This window comes from Methylomicrobium lacus LW14 (assembly GCF_000527095.1).
In the GTDB taxonomy this organism is placed as follows: Bacteria; Pseudomonadota; Gammaproteobacteria; order Methylococcales; family Methylomonadaceae; genus Methylomicrobium; species Methylomicrobium lacus.
The window spans coordinates 523,903-545,370 of the sequence record NZ_AZUN01000001.1; the positions used below are offsets into that span (position 1 = coordinate 523,903).

Genomic DNA, 21,468 nt, shown 5'->3' on the forward strand with positions numbered 1-21,468 from the left:
GGGGCGATTATTGCTTCAGAATCAGTGCGCCTAACGGAGGTAGGGTTAAAGTGACCGAGTGCGGCAGATTCATCCACGGAATCGGTTCCGACGCGACCGCGGCATTGCCCTTGTTGCTGCCGTCGTAATAGTGCGAATCGGAATTGAAGATTTCGCTGTAAAGGCCTTCGGTCGGCACGCCGATCCGGTAATGTTCGCGCGGCATCGGCGTAAAGTTCAGCACGATGATCAGGTCTTCCATCTCGCTCTTACGGCGATAGCTGATGATCGATTGCTGAATGTCGTGGCAGTCGATCCACTCGAAGCCATGGTGTTCGAAATCGTGCTTGAACAGCGCCGGATGCGTCTTGTACAGATGGTTCAAATCCTTGACCAAGGTTTGCAAGCCGCGGTGATGCGCATAGTCGAGCACGTACCAGTCCAGCGCCCGGCTGACGCTCCATTCGGTGCCCTGGCCGAATTCGCAGCCCATGAACAAGAGCTTCTTGCCCGGATAGGTGAACATGAAGGTGAACAGCAAACGCAAGTTCGCGAAGCGCTGCCATTCGTCGCCGGGCATCTTGTTGACCAGCGCGCCCTTGCCGTGTACGACCTCGTCATGCGAGAAAGGCAGCACGAAGTTTTCGGTAAACGCGTAGAGCAGGCCGAAGGTCAATTGATCGTGGTGATGCATCCTGTGAATCGGGTCCTTGCTCATATAGGAAAGGATGTCGTGCATCCAGCCCATGTTCCATTTCATCGAGAAACCGAGGCCGCCGGCCCAGGTCGGACGCGTCACCTGCGGCCACGCGGTCGACTCTTCGGCCATGATCACCGTGCCGGGATGCTGTTGATGCGTCACCGCATTCAATTCGCGCAGAAAATCGATCGCCTCCAGATTCTCGTTGCCGCCGTACATGTTCGGGATCCAGTCGTTCTGTTCGCGCGAATAATCCAGATACAGCATCGAGGCGACCGCATCGACGCGCAAGCCGTCCAGATGGAATTCCTCCAGCCAGTAGATCGCGCTCGCGAGCAGGAAGTTTTTAACCTCGTTGCGGCCGTAGTTGTAGATCAGCGTTCCCCAGTCGCGGTGCTCGCCCTTGCGCGGATCTTCATGTTCGTACAGCGCGCTGCCATCGAAACGGGCCAGGGCGAAACTGTCTTTCGGAAAGTGCGCGGGTACCCAGTCCAGGATTATGCCGATGTCGTTCTGATGGCAGGTGTCGACGAAGAAACGAAAATCGTCCGGCGAACCGTGCCGGCTGGTCGGCGCGAAATAACCGGTGGTCTGATAGCCCCAGGACAGGTCGAGCGGGTGTTCGGTGATAGGCAACAGCTCGATGTGCGTGAAGCCCAGCTGCTTCACATAATCGACCAGTTGCACCGCCAACTGCCGGTAGCTCAGGAAATTGCCCTGATTGTCGCGGCGCCAGGAACCCAGATGCACCTCGTAAATGGCCATCGGTTCATGCAGCCAGTTATGATTCGCGCGCTGCATCATCCATTGATGGTCCTTCCATTGATAGGACTTTTCCTTGATCACGATCGAGGAGGTATTCGGGCGGAATTCGAAATATTGGCCGTAAGGATCGGATTTGACCAGGATTTCGTTGCTGTTGCGGTTCAGGATTTCAAACTTGTACAGGCTGCCGGCTTTCAGGTCCGGGATGAAAATCTCCCAAACCCCGCTGCCGCCGAGGCTGCGCATCGGATGGCAGCGGCCGTCCCAGCGGTTGAAATCGCCGACTACGCTGACGCGTCCCGCATTCGGCGCCCATACCGCAAATTGCACGCCGCTGACGCCGTCGACCTGATGCAGGTGAGCGCCGAGCTTTTGATAGACATGCCAGTGTTTGCCTTCGCCGAACAAATGCAAGTCGAATTCGGGCGTTTGCGTGCCGAAATCATAGGCATCGAAATTTTCGTGGCTGTAGCCGTTCTTGTCTTTCCAGGTCAGACGGTAATGCGCGGGCAGGTCGTCTTCCTTGGCGTGATAAACGAAGAAATCGGAACCGGCAATGCGTTCGAGCGCTTTGCCGTTATGGCTGAACTGGACCGATTCGGCATACGGCATGAACACCTTGACTTCGACGCCGCCGTTCTTGGGGTGGCGCCCCAGAAGCGAGAAGGGGTCGTGATGACGGGCGTTGGCAATCTTCAGGTGTTCGTCATCGAGCGCCGAATAGGCCTCCGTTTTGGCTTGCGTGGCGGCGACAGGCTGGGGGGCGGGCGCAGGGGACTTAGGCGTGGAAACCGTTGCCTGAGGCGTCACCGCTGTGGTTTGAATAACCTCCTGTTTTTCTAAGGTTTTACTTGGCTTGGGCTCTGCGCTCGATGGCGCCGAATCGACGGCTGGGTGGGTCAGAGTCTTCAGTGCATCAGTGTCTTGCGGTGTTTTCGAACGTTTTGTCACTGGATTTCGCCTCGGTCATAGTAAAATAAATTTGCAGTGAATGTTACCAAACACGACAATAGATGTGAATCTATATCTCTCGAGGAGAATGTAATGCCAGACCATTTAGTGAGTCATTTAACACGTAATACAATCGCTTTGATTTTGGCGGGGGGTCGGGGTTCACGATTGATGAACATGACGGACTGGCGTGCGAAACCGGCGGTGCCTTTCGGCGGCAAGTTTAGAATCATCGATTTCCCGTTATCCAATTGCGTCAATTCAGGTATCCGCAAGATCGGAATTCTGACGCAATACAAGGCCGACTCACTGATCCGGCATTTGCAATTGGGCTGGGGCTTCCTGACCGGCGAATTCGGCGAATACGTGCATATCATGCCGGCCCAGCAACGCCATAGCGAAGACTCCTGGTACAAGGGGACCGCAGATGCGGTGTTCCAGAATATCGACATTCTGCGCGCGCGCAATCCCGATTACGTTCTGGTTCTGGCCGGCGATCATATTTACAAGATGGATTATGCCGCGATGATCGCGGACCATGTCGCGCGCAACGCCGATCTGACGATCGGCTGTATCGAGGTTTCGCTGCAAGAAGCGACCGCGTTCGGCGTGATGGGGGTCGATGAAAACCGCAGGGTGCGCGCCTTCGTCGAAAAACCGGAAAATCCGCCGGTGATGCCGGGCCGGACCGACACCGCGCTCGCGTCGATGGGCATCTATGTGTTCAATGCGCGCTTTCTGTTTGAACAGTTGATCAAGGATGCGGACACCCCGGGTACCAGCCACGATTTCGGCAAGGACATCATTCCTGCGGTGATCGACAAATATCTGGTCAATGCCTATCCGTTCCTGGACATGCAAAGCGGCCTGCAAAGCTATTGGCGCGATGTCGGGACGATCGACGCCTATTTCGAAGCGAACATGGAACTGATCGGAGTCAAACCTGATTTGAACCTGTACGATCAGTCCTGGCCGATCTGGACCTACCAGGAACAAACGCCGCCGGCCAAATTCGTTTTCGACGATGACAACCGGCGCGGCTCCGCGGTCGATTCGATGGTGTCCGGCGGCTGCATCATTTCCGGCGCCTCGGTGCGGCATTCCTTGCTGTTCTCGAATGTGCGCGTCAATTCGTTCACCACGCTCGAAAACTGCATCGTGCTGCCGCAAGCGAATATCGGCCGCAACTGCCGGATCAAGCGAGCGATCATCGAAAAGGGCTGCGAGATTCCGGAAGGCACCGTGATCGGAGAAAATCTGGCCGAAGACGCGAAGAAGTACCATGTCAGCCCCGGCGGCATCGTGCTGGTCACCCCGGACATGCTCGGTCAGAAGCTGCATTTTGTTAGATAGCCGAGCTCCTACGCCGTCAAATCCGCGCGCGTCCTGCGGCTTTGACGGCAGTGTTGCCGTCAAACGACGCCTTTTCTGAAATCTACTCCCTAGTAAAGTCAAACAGTTAATAGCGAATCGTTACCAGCCCCGTATCGGGCGAGCAAAATCCCTTGAAATCGTTACTGAATTATTGTCTAATCTAGCTCTACAAGTAAAGCAGCCCAAAAATGACGCTTCCTTCCAAAGGCTGCGTCAGGGCTCTTTAATCGCGGCTTCGTAAAAACGATTCGCGCGCTCTTTTAAACGATCGTTGCGATCGTTTCAGCAGGCGGCAGAAGCAGGCCCATGATGGCGTCCTTTCCGCTTGGAATACCCAATCACGTTCAGTTTATTGCACCGCGACAAATGGATCACGGCACTTCGACTTCGACTGTCAAACAGACTTTCACCTGCCTGCGGCAAAGCGATTCGATGTTCGCCGATTTTCGGGGGCGGTGTTTCTGCATTATACAACTCCCGCTTTGTACAACCGGTTGATCGATCCTGCGATCGGCAAAGCCCCATTCAGATTTTTGAACCTACTTGATTGAGATTGCTGCTTGAATAATGTACTGAACCAACGGCGTGCAGGCGTGCTCCTGCATATTACTTCCCTGCCGGGTCACGACCGCCAGGGCGATTTGGGTCAAAATGCATATTATTTTGTCGATTTTCTACAAAATTGCGGCGTCTCGGTGTGGCAAACCTTGCCGCTCGGCATGACGCATGCCGATGGCTCGCCCTATCAGTGCCTTTCCGCTCATGCCGGCAATCCCGATCTGATCAGCCTCGATCAATTGGTGGAGTCGGGCTGGCTGAATTTTTCGGATCATGGTCCCGCGATCCGCGAATCGCGCGAATTCAACAAGAGTGATCTGATCGCGCAAGCGTATTACGGCTTTCTGGATCGCGCCAGCGCCGCCGAACAGAAAGAATTTGCGCAATTTTGCGAAGACAAGGCGTTCTGGCTGGATGATTTTGCGTTGTTCATCGTGCTCAGAAATGAATTCGGCGGCCAAGGCTGGAATCGTTGGTCCGAACGTTACAAGGAACGGGAGCCGAAAGCGTTGAAGGAAGTGCGCCGGCGCCTGAAACGCGAAATCGACTGCATTAAATTCGAGCAATTCGTGTTTTATCGGCAATGGATGCGCCTGAAGGGCTATGCGAATCAGAAAGGCGTCTTGTTGTTCGGCGATGTGCCGATCTTCGTCGCGTATGACAGCGCAGACGTCTGGGCCAACCGCGATGTGTTCAAGCTGAGTGATTCAGGCGAGATGCTGGTGGTTGCAGGCGTCCCGCCGGATTATTTCTCCGCGAACGGACAGCGTTGGGGCAATCCGCATTACGATTGGGAGGCGCTGCAAAAAAACGGTTTTGATTGGTGGATCAAACGCATGTCCTCGCAACTGGAACAGTTCGATATCCTGCGCATCGACCACTTCCGTGGCTTCGAGGCGGCCTGGGAAATTCCGGCGGGTGAAGACACGGCGATCAACGGTGCTTGGGCAGAGGCGCCCGGCAAGGAACTCTTGCAGGCGATCAACGACCACTTCGGCGAGATAGCGCTGGTGGCCGAAGATTTGGGCGTGATCACCCGCGAAGTCGAGGAACTTCGGGATCAGTTCGAGCTGCCCGGCATGAAGATCCTGCATTTTGCGTTTGGCGGCAATGCCGACAATCCTTATCTGCCGATTCACTTCACCCAAAACTGCGTTGCTTATACCGGCACGCACGATAATGATACGACGGTCGGCTGGGTGCATAACCTGAGCCATCAGCAAAAGCATTATGTTTACGACTATCTCGGTTTTCCCTCAGTTCCGCTGCACTGGGCGTTGATGCAGGCGGCGTTGAGCTCGGTCGCGAATCTCGCGGTGATTCCGATGCAGGACATTCTGGAACTGGATGCCGAGCATCGGATGAATACCCCAGGCACCACGGTCGGCAACTGGAAATGGCGTTTTCAGTGGGATCAGTTGACCGACGAAAGAGCCGGAAGATTGGCGCACATGGTCGAGTTGTTCGATCGAAAACGCACGGGTTAGGATTCCCCTGTCATAGAGCTGCCAGGTTTTTAAAGCCTGGCAGCTTTGAGATGATCAATCATCATCCTTCGGCTTGGCCGACTTTTTAATCTCGGTCAACGGGATATGGTAGCTTTCAATAATCCGTCTGATTTGATCCTTATTCTCGGCGATCAATTTGTTTAGCGTTTGCTGACGTTCCTTATCGCCGTTTCTGACGCCCATCGCCATCGCGAATTCAAACGGGATGCCCGGCGTCGATTGCATCGGAATCATCGTGTAGCCGTTCTTCGGTCCTTGCGAAACGAGGTAACCCGCAATCGGTCCCCAGACGATCACCATGTTGATCTTTTTCGCTTTCAAATCCTGGTCGAGCTGCATCGCGATATTGTTATCTTCATCGCCGGACATCGACTGGTACGGGATGCCCATGTCCAGTAGGCCGAATTTTTGCATCCAGGCGGTGCCGGGGCCGCGGTCGAACATCGCGATCTTCAGCGCGTCTTGTCTTTCCACGGGCAGATCGGCCAGTTGCCGTGCCTCCTTGATGTCGTCAAAGCCGCGGCCTTTCGCGATCAGCAGCACATAGGTCGATTGATAATAAGGTTCGGTGGCCAAGGCCATATCGGAATCGGCAGGGACGCTCATCACCACGTCGCATTTGAATTCTTTGCTGTCCACGGCTTTTTCATCGACCGGCGCATTCAAGGTATTGCGGATGAAGCCGATGCGCTGCGGAAACCAGGTGTATTCGATTTCCTGCCCGAGTTTTTTCGCAAACAATTCGGCAATCTTGTTCTCGAAGCCGTCTTGTTTTTGCGTCGAGTAGGGCGGATTCAACGGGTCGGCGCAGACCTTGAATTTTTCTTTCGCCTGGAGTGTCGTGGCGGTTGCGGCCAACACGGCGCTGATCAGCAATCGGTGAAGAGTGGGCTTTGCCTGCATGAATAGTTTCCTCCAATGAAAGGGTTGATAGGGGGGATAAAATACGAAACGCTGCGAATAAAAAAGCCCTGACTGATAAATCAGCCAGGGCTTTTTGTTCAACCTAAAAAAACGCTGAAATTAATTAGGCAATGCAAACACGGTCAAGGTGCCGCCCAGCTTGGTGAACGAGCTCAGGCTTCTGTAAGCGCCGACCGCACCCAAACCTTCGGAGTTGGAACCCGCTTCGCCGCTGTCGAGGCCAGCAGCGATACCGATACCCGCCCAGCCGCCGATACCAGACAGTACGCCGACATATTGTTTGCCGTTGTAGCTCCAGGTGTTGACGTTACCGATGATGCCGGAAGGCGTCTTGAATTTGTACAATTCTTGACCGGTCTTCGCATCGACCGCTTTCAGGTAGCCTTCCAGGGTGCCGTAGAATACGACGCCGCCGGCGGTTGCGACAGAACCCGACCAAACAGAGAATTGTTCTTTGTTTGACCATATGATCTTGCCGGTTTTCGCGTCAAAAGCGGTGAACTGACCCAGGTTGGTGGAACCGTCCGGTTGGCCGGTGATGACGTCCGCGGCGGCTGGCATCATGGACAAAGTCGCGCCGACATACGGTTGGCCTGCGGTGTAAGAAACTTCGAATGGTTCGTAGTCCATGCACAGGTGGTTGCCGGAAATGTAGAACAGGCCGGTTTGCGGAGAGTAAGACACCGGTTGTTGGTTCTTGGAACCCAGTGCCGCAGGGCAAACGCCTTGTGTGTTGACGTCTTCACCGTTTTGTTCGGTGCTGTACTTCGACACGACTTGCGGACGGCCGGTGTTCATGTCGACATGAGTCGCCCAGTTGACCGACTTGTCGAATTTTTCAGCAACCAACAGTTCGCCGGTTTCGCGGTCCAGGGTGTAGCCGAAGCCGTTACGGTCGAAATGCACGATGGTTTTGTGCATCTTGCCTTTGACTTCTTGGTCAACCAGGACGGTTTCGTTGATGCCGTCGAAGTCCCATTCGTCGTGTGGAGTCATTTGGTAAACCCATTTGACCGCTCCGGTGTCCGCGTCACGCGCCCACAATGACATCGACCATTTGTTGTCGCCAGGACGTTGTTTAGGGTTCCAGGTGGATGGGTTGCCTGATCCGTAATAAATCAGATTCAATTTCGGATCGTAGCTGGTCCAGCCCCAGGTGGTGCCGCCGCCGATTTTCCATTGGTCGCCTTCCCAAGTGCTCAGGCTGGAGTTTTCGCCAACGGGAGCCACTTTGCCGTCTTTCCAGGTAGTGGTTTTCTTGGCATCGATCAGGGTGTCGGCGTCAGGGCCCATGCTGTAGCCTTTCCATGCCAACTGGCCGGTCTTGATGTCGTAAGCCGCCAGGAAGCCGCGAACACCGAATTCGCCGCCGGAAATACCGGTCAGAACCTTGTCTTTAACAACCAATGGAGAAGCCGTGTTGGTCATACCCAGTTTCGGGTCGCCGTTTTGTACGCTCCATACGCGTTTACCGGTTTTAGCGTCCAACGCGGTCAACACGGTGTCGGATTGTTGCAGGAAGATTTTACCGTCGCCGTAGGCCAAGCCGCGGTTAACGGTGTCGCAGCACATCACAGGAACGGTCACGTCCGCGTCTTGAGTCGGGGTGTATTCCCAAATAATCGATTGGGTTTTTTGATCGATCGCGTAAACGGTGTTAGGGAATGGAGTATGGATGTAAAGCGTGTCGTTTACGACCAAAGGGCCGCCTTCATGACCACGCAGAACGCCGGTAGAAAAAGACCAGGCAGGTTGCAGGTTCTTTACATTGCTGGAGGTGATTTGATCCAGTTCGCTGTAACGTGTGCCTGCGTAGTTGCCGCCCCACATAGACCAGTTAGCAGGGTTTTGCGAAAGTTTTTCAAGATCGCTGTTCGCTGTAGCAATTGCAGGTGCGGCCAGAATTGCAGCCACACTGGAAGCTAACAGCCAACTTTTAAAAGGCTTCTTCATATTTTTCTCTCCTGGTATTTTGCTGTGCCGCAAAATACTGATTATTTATTTTTGACTAATATTAGTTTTTGGGTGAATTATTGTTTTTCTGAGGGTCAAAAACAGGCTCACTCCAGATGCGTAGATTCAAGGATTTTGCCCAAAAAGTCAATATCAAAAAGGCTAAAAGGCGCATCATTAAAGGCGAAAGCACAAAAAAATTATACTGTTGCGATTTTGTGACAGTCTTATTTTTTCTTGATTTGATCGGACTGGCCGCGTTCACTACCGCTTAAATAGTTTCGATCCGATACTCTTGCGGCGTCCAGCATAACACTTGTCCGGCCTCCTTGCTCCAGGCGGCGAGTACGAAACGGCGGGCGGCATCGCCAGCGATCCGGAATTCATGCACAGCCGGCCGGTGCGTATGGCCGTGGATCAGGCGTTTGCAGGCGTGTTCCTGCATCACCCGGATCACCGTTTGTTGATTCACATCCATGATCTCCTGGCTTTTTTTACGCTTGTGCCAAAAGCTGCGCAGGCGATACCAGCGCGCGGCTAAAAGGCGCAACAGCAAGGGTTTGCTCAAGACCGACCGCATCCACTCCGGCGTATGCGACTTCGCGCGAAAGGCCTGATAAGGCAGGTCATCGGTGCATAAGAGGTCGCCGTGCGTGAGTAGGGTGGGGATGCCGTACAAATCGATCACTTGATAATCGCCGAGCAGCGTCACGCCGGTGTCCCGGCAGAAGCGTTCGCCGAGCAGAAAATCGCGATTGCCCGGCTGCAGGTACACCTTGGTGCCTGAATCGGTCAGTTGTTTGAGCTGGCGTCTGATTTTGCCGTTCGGCGGCGTCGGGTCGTCGTCGCCGATCCAGGCATCGAACAGGTCGCCGAGAATATACAGCGCCTCGGCGCCCGCCGCGCGGTTTTCCAGGAAATTCAGAAAACGGCGGGGGATTTCGGGTTTTTCGAGCGAGAGATGGAGATCGGAAATGAAGAGAATCATAAATTAAGGCGGGCAATCAGGCGAAGATCGATGGCGAAAAAGCAAAGGGCGCTCATTTTTCGCCCTTTGCTGTTCACCGTGCGCCTTAATTTATTTCACGACTTCGGCTTTCTCGATCACGATGTCGGTTTTCGGCACGTTTTGATGCGGGCCGCGGTTGCCGGTCGCTTGCTCGGCCATCTTGTCGACCACGTCCATGCCTTCGACGACTTCGCCGAATACCGCATAACCCCAGCCGCTGGGCGTCGGGCTGGTGTGGTTCAGGAATGCATTGTCCGCATAGTTGATGAAGAATTGCGCGGTCGCGGAATTCGGATCGTTGGTGCGCGCCATCGCGATGCTGCCGCGTTTGTTCGGCAGGCCGTTGTCCGCTTCGTTCTTGATCGGCGCGTCGGTCGCTTTTTGCTGGAATTGGCTGTCAAAGCCGCCGCCTTGCGCCATGAAGCCCTTGATCACGCGATGAAAGATCGTGCCGTTGTAAAAGCCCTTGTTCACATAAGCGAGGAAGTTTTGCGATGAAACCGGGGCTTTGACCGGATCCAGCTGGATCACGATGGCGCCAAGTGAAGTGGTCAGTTTGACTTTTGAAGATTCAGTCATTTTGTTTTCCGTTGCGAATGAAAGTGTTGAATGTAAAACGAGTATCAGACTCAGAAAGGCGATGCGCATAATTTTTTCCTTGGCTAAGATACAAAGCGGATAAGTTTATGTGTTTTCGCCTTGAAAGAGAAGCGGGCGCTTGGTAAATTGTACCGTTTTGCAGACGAGCGGCTCAATTTTGCGCTCATAATAACGGAATCCTCGGTTCATGTTGAAAATCTACAACACCCTGACGCGTCAAAAAGAAACCTTCAAGCCGCGCAGCGAAGGCAAGGTCGGCATGTATGTCTGCGGCATGACCGTTTACGACTATTGTCACATCGGCCATGCGCGGGTGATGGTCGTGTTCGATACGGTCGCGCGCTATTTTCGCCATCTGGGCTATGACCTGACCTATGTGCGCAATATCACCGACATCGACGACAAGATCATCCAGCGCGCGAACGACAACGGCGAGGACTTCAATCAACTGACCGCGCGCTTCATCGACGCGATGCACGAAGACGAGCGCGCGCTGGCGGTGCTGCCGCCGGACATCGAGCCGCGCGCGACGCAGTCGATCGAATCCATCGTCGCGATGATAGAAACCTTGCTCGCGAAGGGCTATGCCTATGTCGGAGGCAACGGCGACGTGTTCTATGCGGTCGAAAAATTCAGCAATTACGGCAGCCTGTCCGGCAAGAAGCTCGAAGACTTGCAGGCCGGCGAGCGGGTCGATGTCGATGCGGCCAAGCAGAACCCGTTCGATTTCGTGCTCTGGAAGATGGCCAAGGCGAACGAGCCGTCCTGGCCGTCCCCCTGGGGCGAAGGCCGCCCCGGCTGGCACATCGAATGCTCGGCGATGTCGACCTGCTGCCTCGGCAATCATTTCGACATTCACGGCGGCGGCATGGACTTGCAGTTTCCGCACCACGAAAACGAGATCGCCCAGTCCGAGGGCGCGACCGGCGAGAAGTTCGTGAACCTGTGGATGCACAACGGCTTCGTGCGAGTCAACGAAGAAAAGATGTCCAAGTCGCTCGGCAATTTCTTCACCGTGCGCGAAGTGCTCAAGCAATACCGGCCCGAAATCATCCGCTTCTTCATCCTGTCGAGCCATTACCGCAGCCCGCTCAATTATTCGGACGAGCAACTGAACGAGACGGCGACCGCGCTGAACCGGCTTTACACCGCCCTGCGCGGGATCGCCGTTCCGGATTTGCCGGTGCTGGCCGACTATCAAAGCCGTTTCGCGCAGGCGATGGATGACGACTTCAATACGCCGGTTGCGGTCTCGGTGTTGTTCGATCTCGCGCGCGAGTTGAACAAGAGCAAGGACGGTGATCACGAGCGGGCCGGGCAACTGGCGGCGAGCCTAAAGCAACTGGGCGCTTTGCTGGGCCTGTTGCAGGCCGAGCCTGAGGCGTGGCTGAAAGGCGATGCGGCAGCAGCGTCGGCCGCTCATGCCGCGGAGGGCGGCCTTTCCGAAGAAGCGATCAATCAGCAGATCCAGGCCCGCCTGGACGCCAAAAAAGCCAAGAGCTGGGCGCTGGCCGATCAAATCCGCGACGATCTGAAGCAACAGGGCGTCATCCTCGAAGATGCGCCGAACGGCACGACCAGTTGGCGGCGCGGCTGAGCCGTTGATTCCGATTATAAAGTATTTCCGACTTTTCGCAGGTAGGGTGGATAAGCGCAGCGCATCCACCAAAGGAGTCTCATTAGGTGGATGCGCTGCGCTTATCCACCCTACACATCTTCTCCCTCACATGACCGAAATCAAAGATCAATCTCTAAAAACTTTTTTCGACAACTTGGCCAGCAAGGCGCCGACACCGGGCGGCGGCGGCGCGGCGGCGGTGATGGGAGCGCAGTCCGCCGCCTTGACCAGCATGGTCTGCAACCTGACGATCGGCAAGCCCAAATACGCCGAAGTCGAAGCCGATATGCAAGCCTTGCTCGAAAAATCCGAAGCCTTGCGCGCAAGTCTGACCGACATGATCAAGGCCGATGTCGATGTATTCAACCGACTGATGGCGACCTACGGCTTGCCGAAAGACACCGACGAACAAAAGGCCGAGCGCTCTGCGGCGATCCAGGAGGCCTTGAGAGAAGCGACCGAGGTGCCTTTGGCCTGCGCGGGGGCCTGCCGCGAAGCGATCGACCTGAGCCGGATCGCCGCCGACAAGGGCAACCTCGGCGTGATCAGCGACGCGGGCGTCGCGGCGATGGCCGGCTACGGGGCGCTGAAAAGCGCGGCGCTGAATGTCTATATCAACGCCGGCAGCCTGAAAGACCGCGATTTCGCGGAAGCCAAACTGGCCGAGTTGGAAGCGTTATTGCACGGCGCAGAAGCGGCGGCCGAGGAAATCTATCAAATCGTGAAGGCCAAATTATAAGCGGATATCCCGCACGGTTAATATCCACGAAAGACACGAAAACAAGCTGAAAGCAAAGGTTGAACGGATTGGGCTATGAAATTTTTCGTGGCTTTCGTGTTTTTCGTGGACAATGCCTCTGAACGCAGAAGGCCGGGGCGTTTTTGCGCTTTTTTTGTGCATTAACTTCCGTATTGATGTGTAATTGTCTTGATCGCGGTAATTCATGTCAGGGTGGCATCTATGATGTTCAAAGAGTCATTTTGTGTAGTCTGGGGCCTGTCGGCGGTTTTCGTATTGACGGGCTTGCTGGTCATTGTCGATATTTTCCGTCTCCGGCGGAAAATCCCTTCCCATTCTCCTCGAAGCATCGTGCGCCGGTCGTGGCATGACCGTGAGCTGAAAATCGTTGCGGACGAGTTAGCCGTCGATCTTACCCAAGGCTTGAATTCGGCAGAAGTCCTGCGGCGTTTGCAGCAGGACGGCCGCAACGAACTGCGTAAAGGCAAGGCCGTATCCCCGCTGGCTATTTTCTTGAGGCAGTTTGCCAGTCTGGTCATCTGGGTACTGATCGGCGCGGCGGCGATATCGGTCTATCTCGGCGAAAAGGCCGACGGCATCGCGATCATTGCGATTGTCGGGCTGAATGCGTTGATCGGTTTCATTCAGGAGTTTCGCGCCGAAAAAGCCGCGGTCGCTTTGGCGCGCTTGGCCGCGCCCAAAGCCAGGGTGATGCGGGACGGCCATGCGCTGGTTTGCGCCGCCTCCGAGGTCGTGGCCGGCGACCTGTTGCAGCTCGAAGCCGGCGATCTGGTGGCGGCGGACGCGCGCCTGATTAGCGCCTCCGCGCTGCGCGCCAACGAAGCGTCTTTGACCGGCGAATCCCTGTCGGTGGACAAGACGATCGGCATTTTGTCGCACACAACGCCTTTGGCGGATCGCAGCAATATGGTGTTTCTCGGCACCAGTATTGTCGGTGGCGTCGCACAGGCCTTGGTGATTGCTACCGGCATGCGCACCGAGTTGGGACATATCGCGCAATTGCTGGACACCGCCGAAAGCGGCGCCACTCCGCTGCAACAGCGGCTCGATAAAACCACGCGCTATCTTTTGTGGGCCTGCCTCGGCATCGTGGCGTTGGTCTCGGTGTTGGGGTTGCTGCGCTCGATTGCGCCTTTCGAAATATTCCTTTCCGCGATCAGTCTGGCCGTGGCCGCCATTCCCGAAGGCTTGCCGGCCGTCGTGACGGTGGCTCTGGCGTTGGGCGTGCAGCGCATGATTCGCCGCAACGCCCTGGTGCGCCGCCTGCAATCGGTCGAAACCTTGGGCTGCGCGGAAGTGATCTGCACCGATAAGACCGGCACCTTGACAGTCGGCGAGATGACCGCACGGAGGCTGGTCGGCGGCCGGCGTTTGTACACCGTGACCGGCGAAGGCTATAGCGTTGATGGCGTGTTTCTATCCGAACACAAGGAGCGCAAGCCGGCGGATGATCCGGATCTCCATGCGTTATTGTATGCCGCTGCCGCCTGCAACGATGCCGAGATTATCGGCGACGGCATCATCGGCGATCCGACCGAAGGCGCCTTGCTGGTCGCCGCGGCCAAAGGCGGCATCAGCCGAGGCGATATCGAAATGAGCGCGCCTCGGCTCACTGTGCTGCCTTTCGATTCCGACCGTAAGCGCATGACCGTGATGCGCCGGCAGGGAAATACGGCCCTTGCTTTTACCAAGGGGGCGCCGGAAGTCGTGTTGGCGCGTTGCGCTTATATTCAAGACGCCGGCACGATACGGCCGCTGACTGACGAAGACCGGGCGGTGATAAACCAATCTGCGGGATGGATGGCGCATGATGCGTTACGCGTGCTGGCTGTCGCCCGGAGGCCTTTGCCCGATAGCCGTGGCGCAGCCGAGCAAATCGAAGGGGAATTGATTTTTCTCGGCCTGTTCGGTCTGCAGGACCCGCCGAGGGCCGAGGCGAAGAGCGCGGTCGCGCGCTGCAGGAGTGCCGGCATCAAGGTGGTGATGATTACCGGCGATCATCCCGACACTGCGGCCGCCATCGCGCATGAATTGGGCATCCTGGCCGAGGGCGACAAGGTGGTTACCGGCCGCGATCTGGAGAAGATGTCGGATGAAGAACTGGCCGAAGCGGTAAAACGCATTTCGGTCTATGCGCGGGTGACCGCCGAAGACAAACTCCGTATCGTGCGCGCCTGGAAGGTAGGCAACAAGGTGGTGGCGATGACCGGCGACGGAGTCAACGACGCCCCGGCGTTGAAGGAAGCCGCGATCGGCATCGCGATGGGGCGAACCGGCACCGAAGTGACCAAGGAGGCCGCCGATCTGATCATTACCGACGACAACTTTTCGTCTATCGTCGCGGCGGTCGAAGAGGGGCGCGGCATCTACGATAACATCGCGAAAACCCTGGTTTATCTGCTTGCCGGCAATGCCGCCGAGTTGACGGTGATGCTGGTTGCTGCCCTGTTGGGCTGGCCTTTGCCCTTGCTGCCCCTGCATCTGTTGTGGATCAATCTGGTCACCGACGGTCTGCCGGCACTGGCGCTGGCGGTCGATCCGATCGCCTCCGATGTGCTGAAACGCCCGCCGCGCCCGCCGGAGGCGCAATTGCTGGACGGCGGCTTTATTCGCCTGACCCTCTTGGCGGGCTTTTTGATTGCAACCGTCTCTCTGTCTGCCTTTGCTTACGAATTTTATCTGGATGGCGACGGCTTGGAACACGCGCGAGACGCCACCTTCACCGCCTTGGCGATGGCGCAACTGCTATGGGCCTTTAGCGCACGCAGCAACGGCAGGACCATTTTTGAAGTCGGTCTGTTGTCGAATTTTTGGCTGTTCCTGACCGTTTCGGTGAGCTTTTTTTTACAATGGCTGATTCATCATGTGCCGGCGCTCCGGTCCCTATTTTCGCTTGAGCCGCTTTCCTTGAAACATGCTGTGGCCTGGCTGGGCTTGGGATTCATCCCGTTGGCGGTATTGGAGCTCAGAAAAGTCTTGCTGCGCCGGCGAATCGATTGATTTCGAACGAAATAATGGATAGTTTCCCGAAGCCGCCGCGATCCAGCCCTATTAAGACGCCGATAATTTTATTATCCGCAAGAATTAAATGGATATTCTGCTAGTATTACAATCCAGGCAAATTATTTACCTTGGCAGGAGCAGGGCAGCGATGAATATATTGACTTTACTGGATGATCCACTTTTTTCAAAAATCGTGCCGTTTGAAAAATCGGTGTACCGCAAGCAGGACATCGTCTTGGAAGAAGGCGACGAAGGACAGGATGTTTATTTTATTTTGCAAGGCGAAGTGCAAGTCAGATCAAGGGTTATAGGCGGCGATAAGCTGTCCGCGGGTCTGGCGCGTCTCGGAGAAAATGATTTTTTCGGCGAGTTGGCGATGTTTGACGGTGAGCGGCGCAGCGCGGAAGTGGTCGCGCTGACCGATTGCGAGATTGTCAGGATCGACGGACCGAGCCTGATCCGCTTTATGGATCAGAATCCGGAAAAAGGCTACTTTGTGTTGCGCGAAATATTCATGAATTTGGTGCGGCATCTGCGCCAGAACAATATCCGCACTAAAACCGTCCTGCAGTTGTATCTGAACGAGAGTGCGGCCTAAAAGCCGTGCCGTTTTCTCGATGGCCTGAGCCGCTTTAGGCTCAGGCTGTAGTTCAGCAATAATCCTTAAAACCGCAGTTAGTCCACGAAAAGCACGAAAGACACGAAATAAATCAAGGTGGTAGATCTCGTGATTCGATCACCCGGAGGGTGTCGCTTTTCTACGCAATAACTTTCTGAGTTTTTTCGTGATTTTGGTGTGTTTTGTGGATCAACTGATTTTTCTAGGATAATGTATTGCCGACAACCGGCGCCTCCCTGCGCCGTCATTCAGCAAGTTTCTGTCAGTTTCCGATATTGTTCTTGACCAGTTTTCTGAACAATCCGAGCAGCCATTCCCGTTTGATGATCCCCCAATAGCTGAACAATCCGAGCAGTAGGCCGAAGAACAGCTTGCCGAATACGGAGGATTCTTCCGAGGCGGCGGCGCCGGGCGCCTGCGCCGAAGCGCCTGGCGCGTTTGCCGGGGTATCGACCGAGCTTGGCTGTACGATCTGCACGGCTTTCTTGGCCGGCTGATAGCCGGTTTTCACGTCAGGAAAGCCGAGGCTGTGCCATTCATCCATGTCCTGCCAGATCGGGTATTTTCTTTGCCAGAATTCTTTCGTGAAATAAGGCGCGAGACTCATGCCGTGCAGCGACGGAATGCCTTTTTCGTTCAGGAAGCTTTTATAGACGACCAGGCTGATATCGCCGCCTTCGCCGACACCGTCGGTCGTAAAGGCTTTTTCGACATGGTCGTGGAACATCCAGACACCCTCGCCAAAGCTGTGCAAGCCGTCATCGACGCCGGAAAGCTCCAGATCGAGACGCTGCGCCGGCGTCAAACCGTGCACGTCGCGGGTGATAAAGGAGTTCGGGCCGTTGTCGACGCCGTCGTAGTGCGTCGAGGTCGGTTTGTGTCCATGGATATGCACAGCGATCGTTTCCTGGGTGCCGTTATAGACGCGCAGTTTGACCTTCTGGTCCTTTTCCAAAACGACCAGCGATTCTCTTAAGGTATAAGGGAAAGAACGGCCGTTCAGCATGTAATAATCGTCCTTCGCATCGGTCACGTCGTAATCGAGATTCAAACGTTTCGCAATCAGACGCGGGTCATTGACCGACCGGGCGAGTTGATGCAGTTCCTTGTCCGCGGATTGATAATGGAGGTCATATTCCGAGTTATATTTTTCGAGGACACCGACCGAAGGGTGGCGAACTTGTCCCGCGCCGACGTTGAAGACTTGCGGCCAGTTGTTCGGCCGGTTCTCCTCGATCACGAACATGCCTTGCAGCCCCATCGGAATATGCACATGCGGCTGTACGTGGCAATGGTAATACATCGTGCCGGCTTGGCGCGGCTTGATCACATAGGTTTTCTTGCCGCCGGGCATCACGTCCATCGAGCTGGTTTGGCCGACGCCGTCGTTGCCGCTGCCCATGTGATCCATGTAGGGATGGTCGATGCCGTGCAGGTGGATCGAATGCGGCAGATAATGGGTGTTTTCGAGCACCAGCCAGATGATGTCGTCCTGTTCGACGCGGATCACCGGCGACGGCGAACGCAGCAAGGGGTTCGCGATCGGTTCATAGAGGCTCAGCGTCGACATGTCGCGGGTTTTCGGCGCGAACACCCAGAAGGTCGGTTGAATGCCCGGCGCGATGTCGAACGTGGTCGTCGGGTCCTTCATGTCCGGCGAATGGCCGTTCAGTTCGGCGACTTCGAGCTTGATGATGTATTTGTCCGGGTCGCCGTCGCCGTCCATGTCGTCGGATACCGTGATCGCGTCGGCCGCGAGCTGGGTCTGCATCAGGGTATCCATCGAAATGCCGTTGGTGCCCTTTACAAACGCGGCGATTTCGGCCGGATTGTCCGGGTTGCAGAGCAGCGACTCCTGGATGTCGACGCCGTCAATCGTCTGGGCCTTGCGCCACTCGGGATCGGTGAAGTTCGAACAGACTTCTTCCACCTCGCCCAGTTCGGTTTTTCCGTTGGGCGGCAGATCGTTGGCGGCCTGGCTCCAGGTGGGCGCAAGGAGCAGGGGGGCGCCACAAAGAATGGCAAGAAGCTTTTTTTGCATAATTTACCTCGGAAAACGACACGAATAAAACGCTTGTCCCGTTGGGAGCAAGCATTAATTTCCTTACTGATTCTAACAAATTAGAACGTCGAAGTCTTCCTTGACGGCAAGTACGACATCAATAAAATCCAGGAATTATAAAGGATGGATGCCAGGGTGAAAAGTTCGGCAAGATAAAACCGGCAGGACGGGGCGCCGGTTTTCCGGTGAAGTGCAAGGCGAAGCCGTAAAAAACGCCGATCCACAAGTCGATCGGCAGAAAGTGGGCACAGGCAAGGGACAACTCGGCTACAGGTTTTGCAGCCGTCCGTTCCGGTCATCGGTTCGCAAAACGCGGAAGGCCCTTCGGTTCGGCGTATTTCAGATGCACATAGCACAGGCCCATCAAGGTTTCGTTGGGGTGCGGATGTTCTAACCAGATGATGCGCGCCTCCCCGGACATTTCGAGGGGCTCGAATTCGAAGGCGGCCTTCGTGCCAAGCGGTTCGACTGTAACTTCCGCGTTCAAATGAATCATCAGGCCTTCGACCGAAACATTTTGCGCCGTGAAGGGATGATAGGCGCCATGCAATAGGATGCGGCCGGTCCCCGGCATCCTTTGGCGGTACGCATTCCTGCGATAAATGAAATCATCGGCGTCGTAGGCAACCGATTTAAATTCGAGTGCGATCAATATCTTGTCTTTTTCGGGCTCGGCCCGGATCACTTCAACCTCGCCGGCCAGACGCATCGACGGAATGAAAATATCGACCAGGGTTGAAGAGCGCAGCGCATTAAAAATATCCTTGATGTCTTTTTCGGCGCCTTTTTGCTGATCCATTTCAGCGAGCAGGCCGGTAATCGACAGATTTTTCACGATGATGTCCCGCTCTTCTCCGTTCAGAAAAATCAGTCCTTGCAGATGCGTATCTTTTCGCAAAGAGCGCGGTAATTCCAGTTTCATTTTTTTCTCCTGATTGATCTCAACACACTAAATAGAGGCTACTTTGATGTAATCGTCAAGTGTAGTCAATTCCAGGGTTTTCGTGCGGGGTGCCTGGATGGCTTTTTCCTCGGCCTGAGCCTTGTCTTCAAGCGTTCATTATCCCGTCACGAACCTGTCATCACTTGTTCCAATAATACAGGCCAGTATTTAAGATTCGGTGCTTATGTTATGTGGAATGATTTTCAAAAGTCCCGCCGCCATTTCATCAAAACGTCGACTCTGGCCTTGGGTGCGGGTTTTGTGCCGACCATGAGAGGGCGCAGCAGTATTGCGGCGTCGGGGGATTCGTCCGAGTGGGTCGGTCAACCGCAGTCGGCGCAGGGGATTCAAATCGGCGATGTGCTGCAGGATCGTGCGATTGTCTGGAGCCGCTCCGACCGTCCGAGCCGAATGCTCGTCGAATACAGTTTCCATTCCGATTTTACCGAAGCCACATTGCTGCCTGGACCGCTGGTGCTGGTCGGGTCTGACTACACGGCCCGTATCGATTTGACCGGGTTGCCGGCCGGGCGGGATGTGTATGTCAGAGTATGGTTTCAGGACATCGATGAGCGCAAAGTCCTGAGCCAGCCCAGTTACGGCTATTTTCGGACGGCGCCCGATGCGGTGCGGCCCCTCCGTTTTCTTTGGTCCGGGGACACCTGCGGGCAGGGTTGGGGCATCAATCCGGACATCGGCGGCATGCGGATTTTTGAAACGATGCGGCAGACCGAGCCGGATTTTTTCATCCATTGCGGCGACAGCATCTATGCGGACAGCCCGATTCAGGCGTCTCAGGTCGTGCCGCAGACCGGCGAAATCTGGCGCAACCTGGTGATTCCGGAAGTCGCGAAGGTCGCCGAAACCCTGGACGAGTTCCGCGGCCGCTATAAATACAACCTGCTCGATCACAATCTGCGCCGGTTCAACGCGGAAGTGCCGACCGTCTGGCTGTGGGACGATCATGAAATCACCAATAACTGGTCGCCGGCGAAAGATCTGAACGGCGATCCGCGCTACAGCGAAAAGGCGATCGCCACGCTGGTCGAGCGCGGCAGAAAAGCCGCGCTCGAATATGCGCCGATGCGTTTAGCGTCCGCCGATTCGGCGCGGCGCATCTACCGTAAACTGTCTTACGGGCCCTTGCTCGACGTGTTCGTGCTGGATATGCGTTCGTACCGCAGCGGCAACAATCACAATCGCCAGGCCCGGCCGGACGCGGATACCGCCTATCTGGGCCGCGAGCAATTGCATTGGCTGAAAGCCGGTCTGAAAAATTCGGCGGCGGTCTGGAAGGTCATCGCGGCGGACATGCCGCTCGGATTGCAATCGCGCGACGGCGTCGATCCGCTGAGCCGGACGCAATTTGAAAGTTTTGCGAACGGCGACGGCCCTGTGTTCGGGCGCGAGTTTGAACTGGCCGAGCTGCTGGCGTTCATCAAACAGGAAGCGGTCCGCAATATAGTCTGGCTGACCGCCGACGTGCATTACGCGGCCGCGCATTTTTACGATCCGGCCAAGGCGCGTTTCAAGGATTTCGAGCCGTTCTGGGAGTTTGTCGCCGGCCCGTTGAATGCGGGCAGCTTCGGGCCGCATGAGCTCGACGATACCTTCGGTCCGCAAGTGATCTTTCAAAAAGCCGCGCCCGCGCCTAACCTGTCGCCCTTGTTCGGCTTACAGTCCTTCGGCCAGATCGATATCGACGGCGACAGCCGGGTGATGACGGTGTCATTAAAAGATATCGACGGAGTTACGCTATTTTCGCAAGACCTCATGCCCTCTCCGTCTTGACAGAACGGCTAAGCCTGCCAGATTCGGCGGCACTGTGCTCATGACTCCTATGCCCGTCTGAGGGCTTGGGAAGAGGATCCGGTTGGGGCTGGAGGCTGAAACGATAAATGACAAGATCAGGGGGGCAATCGAGGTTTTCATCCTGCGCTGATTTATAAGGATATTTTATTTACTATGAATAAATTGATAATTTTTTGTTGACGGGATCTCGATTATCGGGTTAAATATGCTTTTTTGCAGGCATGCCTAGGTAGCTCAGTCGGTAGAGCAAAGGATTGAAAATCCTTGTGTCGACAGTTCGATTCTGTCCCTGGGCACCATGCCGCAGAAAATTTCTTTAGATTTATCCCC

Annotated in this window: 14 protein-coding genes and 1 tRNA gene; 8 read left to right on the top strand and 7 right to left on the bottom strand. The window is 55.5% G+C overall.

Features of this window, described 5'->3' with window-relative positions; all coding sequences use genetic code 11:
* Positions 1 to 7: 7 nt before the first annotated feature.
* Positions 8 to 2,395, bottom strand: a complete 2,388-nt coding sequence (glgB, locus tag METLA_RS0102315) for a 1,4-alpha-glucan branching protein GlgB (protein WP_029646335.1) — start codon at positions 2,393 to 2,395, stop codon at positions 8 to 10.
* Positions 2,396 to 2,488: 93 nt separating this feature from the next.
* Between glgB and glgC the strand changes: the two genes are divergently transcribed.
* Both glgC and malQ read left to right on the top strand, forming a co-directional pair.
* Positions 2,489 to 3,748: a glucose-1-phosphate adenylyltransferase gene (gene glgC, locus METLA_RS0102320; RefSeq protein ID WP_024297021.1), complete on the top strand. Its 1,260-nt coding sequence runs from the start codon at positions 2,489 to 2,491 to the stop codon at positions 3,746 to 3,748.
* A 581-nt stretch (positions 3,749 to 4,329) separates the two neighbouring features.
* Positions 4,330 to 5,814, top strand: coding sequence for a 4-alpha-glucanotransferase (malQ, locus tag METLA_RS0102325; protein WP_024297022.1), 1,485 nt, complete (start codon positions 4,330 to 4,332; stop codon positions 5,812 to 5,814).
* 54 nt (positions 5,815 to 5,868) lie between these two features.
* Here the strand turns inward: malQ and METLA_RS0102330 are convergent, their stop codons facing one another.
* From METLA_RS0102330 to METLA_RS0102350, 4 genes are all read right to left on the bottom strand, one after another.
* Positions 5,869 to 6,738, bottom strand: coding sequence for a quinoprotein dehydrogenase-associated putative ABC transporter substrate-binding protein (locus METLA_RS0102330; RefSeq protein ID WP_024297023.1), 870 nt, complete (start codon positions 6,736 to 6,738; stop codon positions 5,869 to 5,871).
* A gap of 120 nt (positions 6,739 to 6,858) precedes the next feature.
* Positions 6,859 to 8,712: a methanol/ethanol family PQQ-dependent dehydrogenase gene (locus tag METLA_RS0102335; RefSeq protein ID WP_024297024.1), complete on the bottom strand. Its 1,854-nt coding sequence runs from the start codon at positions 8,710 to 8,712 to the stop codon at positions 6,859 to 6,861.
* Positions 8,713 to 8,983: 271 nt separating this feature from the next.
* Positions 8,984 to 9,700, bottom strand: a complete 717-nt coding sequence (gene lpxH / locus METLA_RS0102345) for a UDP-2,3-diacylglucosamine diphosphatase (RefSeq protein ID WP_024297025.1) — start codon at positions 9,698 to 9,700, stop codon at positions 8,984 to 8,986.
* Positions 9,701 to 9,790: 90 nt separating this feature from the next.
* Complete coding sequence (locus tag METLA_RS0102350; protein WP_024297026.1) at positions 9,791 to 10,369, bottom strand: peptidylprolyl isomerase; 579 nt, start codon at positions 10,367 to 10,369, stop codon at positions 9,791 to 9,793.
* 139 nt (positions 10,370 to 10,508) lie between these two features.
* On the opposite strand from METLA_RS0102350, the gene cysS reads away from it, so the two are divergent.
* From cysS to METLA_RS0102370, 4 genes are all read left to right on the top strand, one after another.
* Positions 10,509 to 11,918: a cysteine--tRNA ligase gene (gene cysS, locus METLA_RS0102355; protein WP_024297027.1), complete on the top strand. Its 1,410-nt coding sequence runs from the start codon at positions 10,509 to 10,511 to the stop codon at positions 11,916 to 11,918.
* A gap of 130 nt (positions 11,919 to 12,048) precedes the next feature.
* Positions 12,049 to 12,678: a methenyltetrahydrofolate cyclohydrolase gene (gene fchA / locus METLA_RS0102360; protein ID WP_024297028.1), complete on the top strand. Its 630-nt coding sequence runs from the start codon at positions 12,049 to 12,051 to the stop codon at positions 12,676 to 12,678.
* Positions 12,679 to 12,903: 225 nt separating this feature from the next.
* Complete coding sequence (locus tag METLA_RS0102365; RefSeq protein WP_152539511.1) at positions 12,904 to 15,699, top strand: cation-translocating P-type ATPase; 2,796 nt, start codon at positions 12,904 to 12,906, stop codon at positions 15,697 to 15,699.
* 151 nt (positions 15,700 to 15,850) lie between these two features.
* Complete coding sequence (locus METLA_RS0102370) at positions 15,851 to 16,300, top strand: cyclic nucleotide-binding domain-containing protein (RefSeq protein WP_024297030.1); 450 nt, start codon at positions 15,851 to 15,853, stop codon at positions 16,298 to 16,300.
* A 283-nt stretch (positions 16,301 to 16,583) separates the two neighbouring features.
* Here the strand turns inward: METLA_RS0102370 and METLA_RS0102375 are convergent, their stop codons facing one another.
* Positions 16,584 to 18,362 carry a multicopper oxidase domain-containing protein gene (locus METLA_RS0102375; protein WP_024297031.1) on the bottom strand — a complete coding sequence of 593 codons (1,779 nt, stop codon included), beginning with the start codon at positions 18,360 to 18,362 and terminating at the stop codon, positions 16,584 to 16,586.
* Between the two features lie 316 nt (positions 18,363 to 18,678).
* Positions 18,679 to 19,305: a hypothetical protein gene (locus tag METLA_RS0102380; RefSeq protein ID WP_024297032.1), complete on the bottom strand. Its 627-nt coding sequence runs from the start codon at positions 19,303 to 19,305 to the stop codon at positions 18,679 to 18,681.
* A 210-nt stretch (positions 19,306 to 19,515) separates the two neighbouring features.
* Here METLA_RS0102380 and METLA_RS0102385 point away from each other — a divergent pair, with 210 nt between their 5' ends.
* Positions 19,516 to 21,117, top strand: coding sequence for an alkaline phosphatase D family protein (locus METLA_RS0102385; RefSeq protein WP_024297033.1), 1,602 nt, complete (start codon positions 19,516 to 19,518; stop codon positions 21,115 to 21,117).
* Positions 21,118 to 21,361: 244 nt separating this feature from the next.
* A tRNA-Phe gene (locus tag METLA_RS0102390) sits at positions 21,362 to 21,437 on the top strand.
* Positions 21,438 to 21,468: the final 31 nt, after the last annotated feature.

Coding starts and splice junctions, on each gene's coding strand:
- glgC (WP_024297021.1), top strand. CDS start 2,489: ATGCCAGACCATTTAGTGAGTCATTTAACACGTAATACAATCGCTTTG.
- METLA_RS0102330 (WP_024297023.1), bottom strand. CDS start 6,738: ATGCAGGCAAAGCCCACTCTTCACCGATTGCTGATCAGCGCCGTGTTG.
- METLA_RS0102335 (WP_024297024.1), bottom strand. CDS start 8,712: ATGAAGAAGCCTTTTAAAAGTTGGCTGTTAGCTTCCAGTGTGGCTGCA.
- lpxH (WP_024297025.1), bottom strand. CDS start 9,700: ATGATTCTCTTCATTTCCGATCTCCATCTCTCGCTCGAAAAACCCGAA.
- METLA_RS0102350 (WP_024297026.1), bottom strand. CDS start 10,369: ATGCGCATCGCCTTTCTGAGTCTGATACTCGTTTTACATTCAACACTT.
- cysS (WP_024297027.1), top strand. CDS start 10,509: ATGTTGAAAATCTACAACACCCTGACGCGTCAAAAAGAAACCTTCAAG.
- fchA (WP_024297028.1), top strand. CDS start 12,049: ATGACCGAAATCAAAGATCAATCTCTAAAAACTTTTTTCGACAACTTG.
- METLA_RS0102365 (WP_152539511.1), top strand. CDS start 12,904: ATGTTCAAAGAGTCATTTTGTGTAGTCTGGGGCCTGTCGGCGGTTTTC.
- METLA_RS0102370 (WP_024297030.1), top strand. CDS start 15,851: ATGAATATATTGACTTTACTGGATGATCCACTTTTTTCAAAAATCGTG.
- METLA_RS0102375 (WP_024297031.1), bottom strand. CDS start 18,362: ATGCAAAAAAAGCTTCTTGCCATTCTTTGTGGCGCCCCCCTGCTCCTT.
- METLA_RS0102380 (WP_024297032.1), bottom strand. CDS start 19,305: ATGAAACTGGAATTACCGCGCTCTTTGCGAAAAGATACGCATCTGCAA.
- METLA_RS0102385 (WP_024297033.1), top strand. CDS start 19,516: ATGTGGAATGATTTTCAAAAGTCCCGCCGCCATTTCATCAAAACGTCG.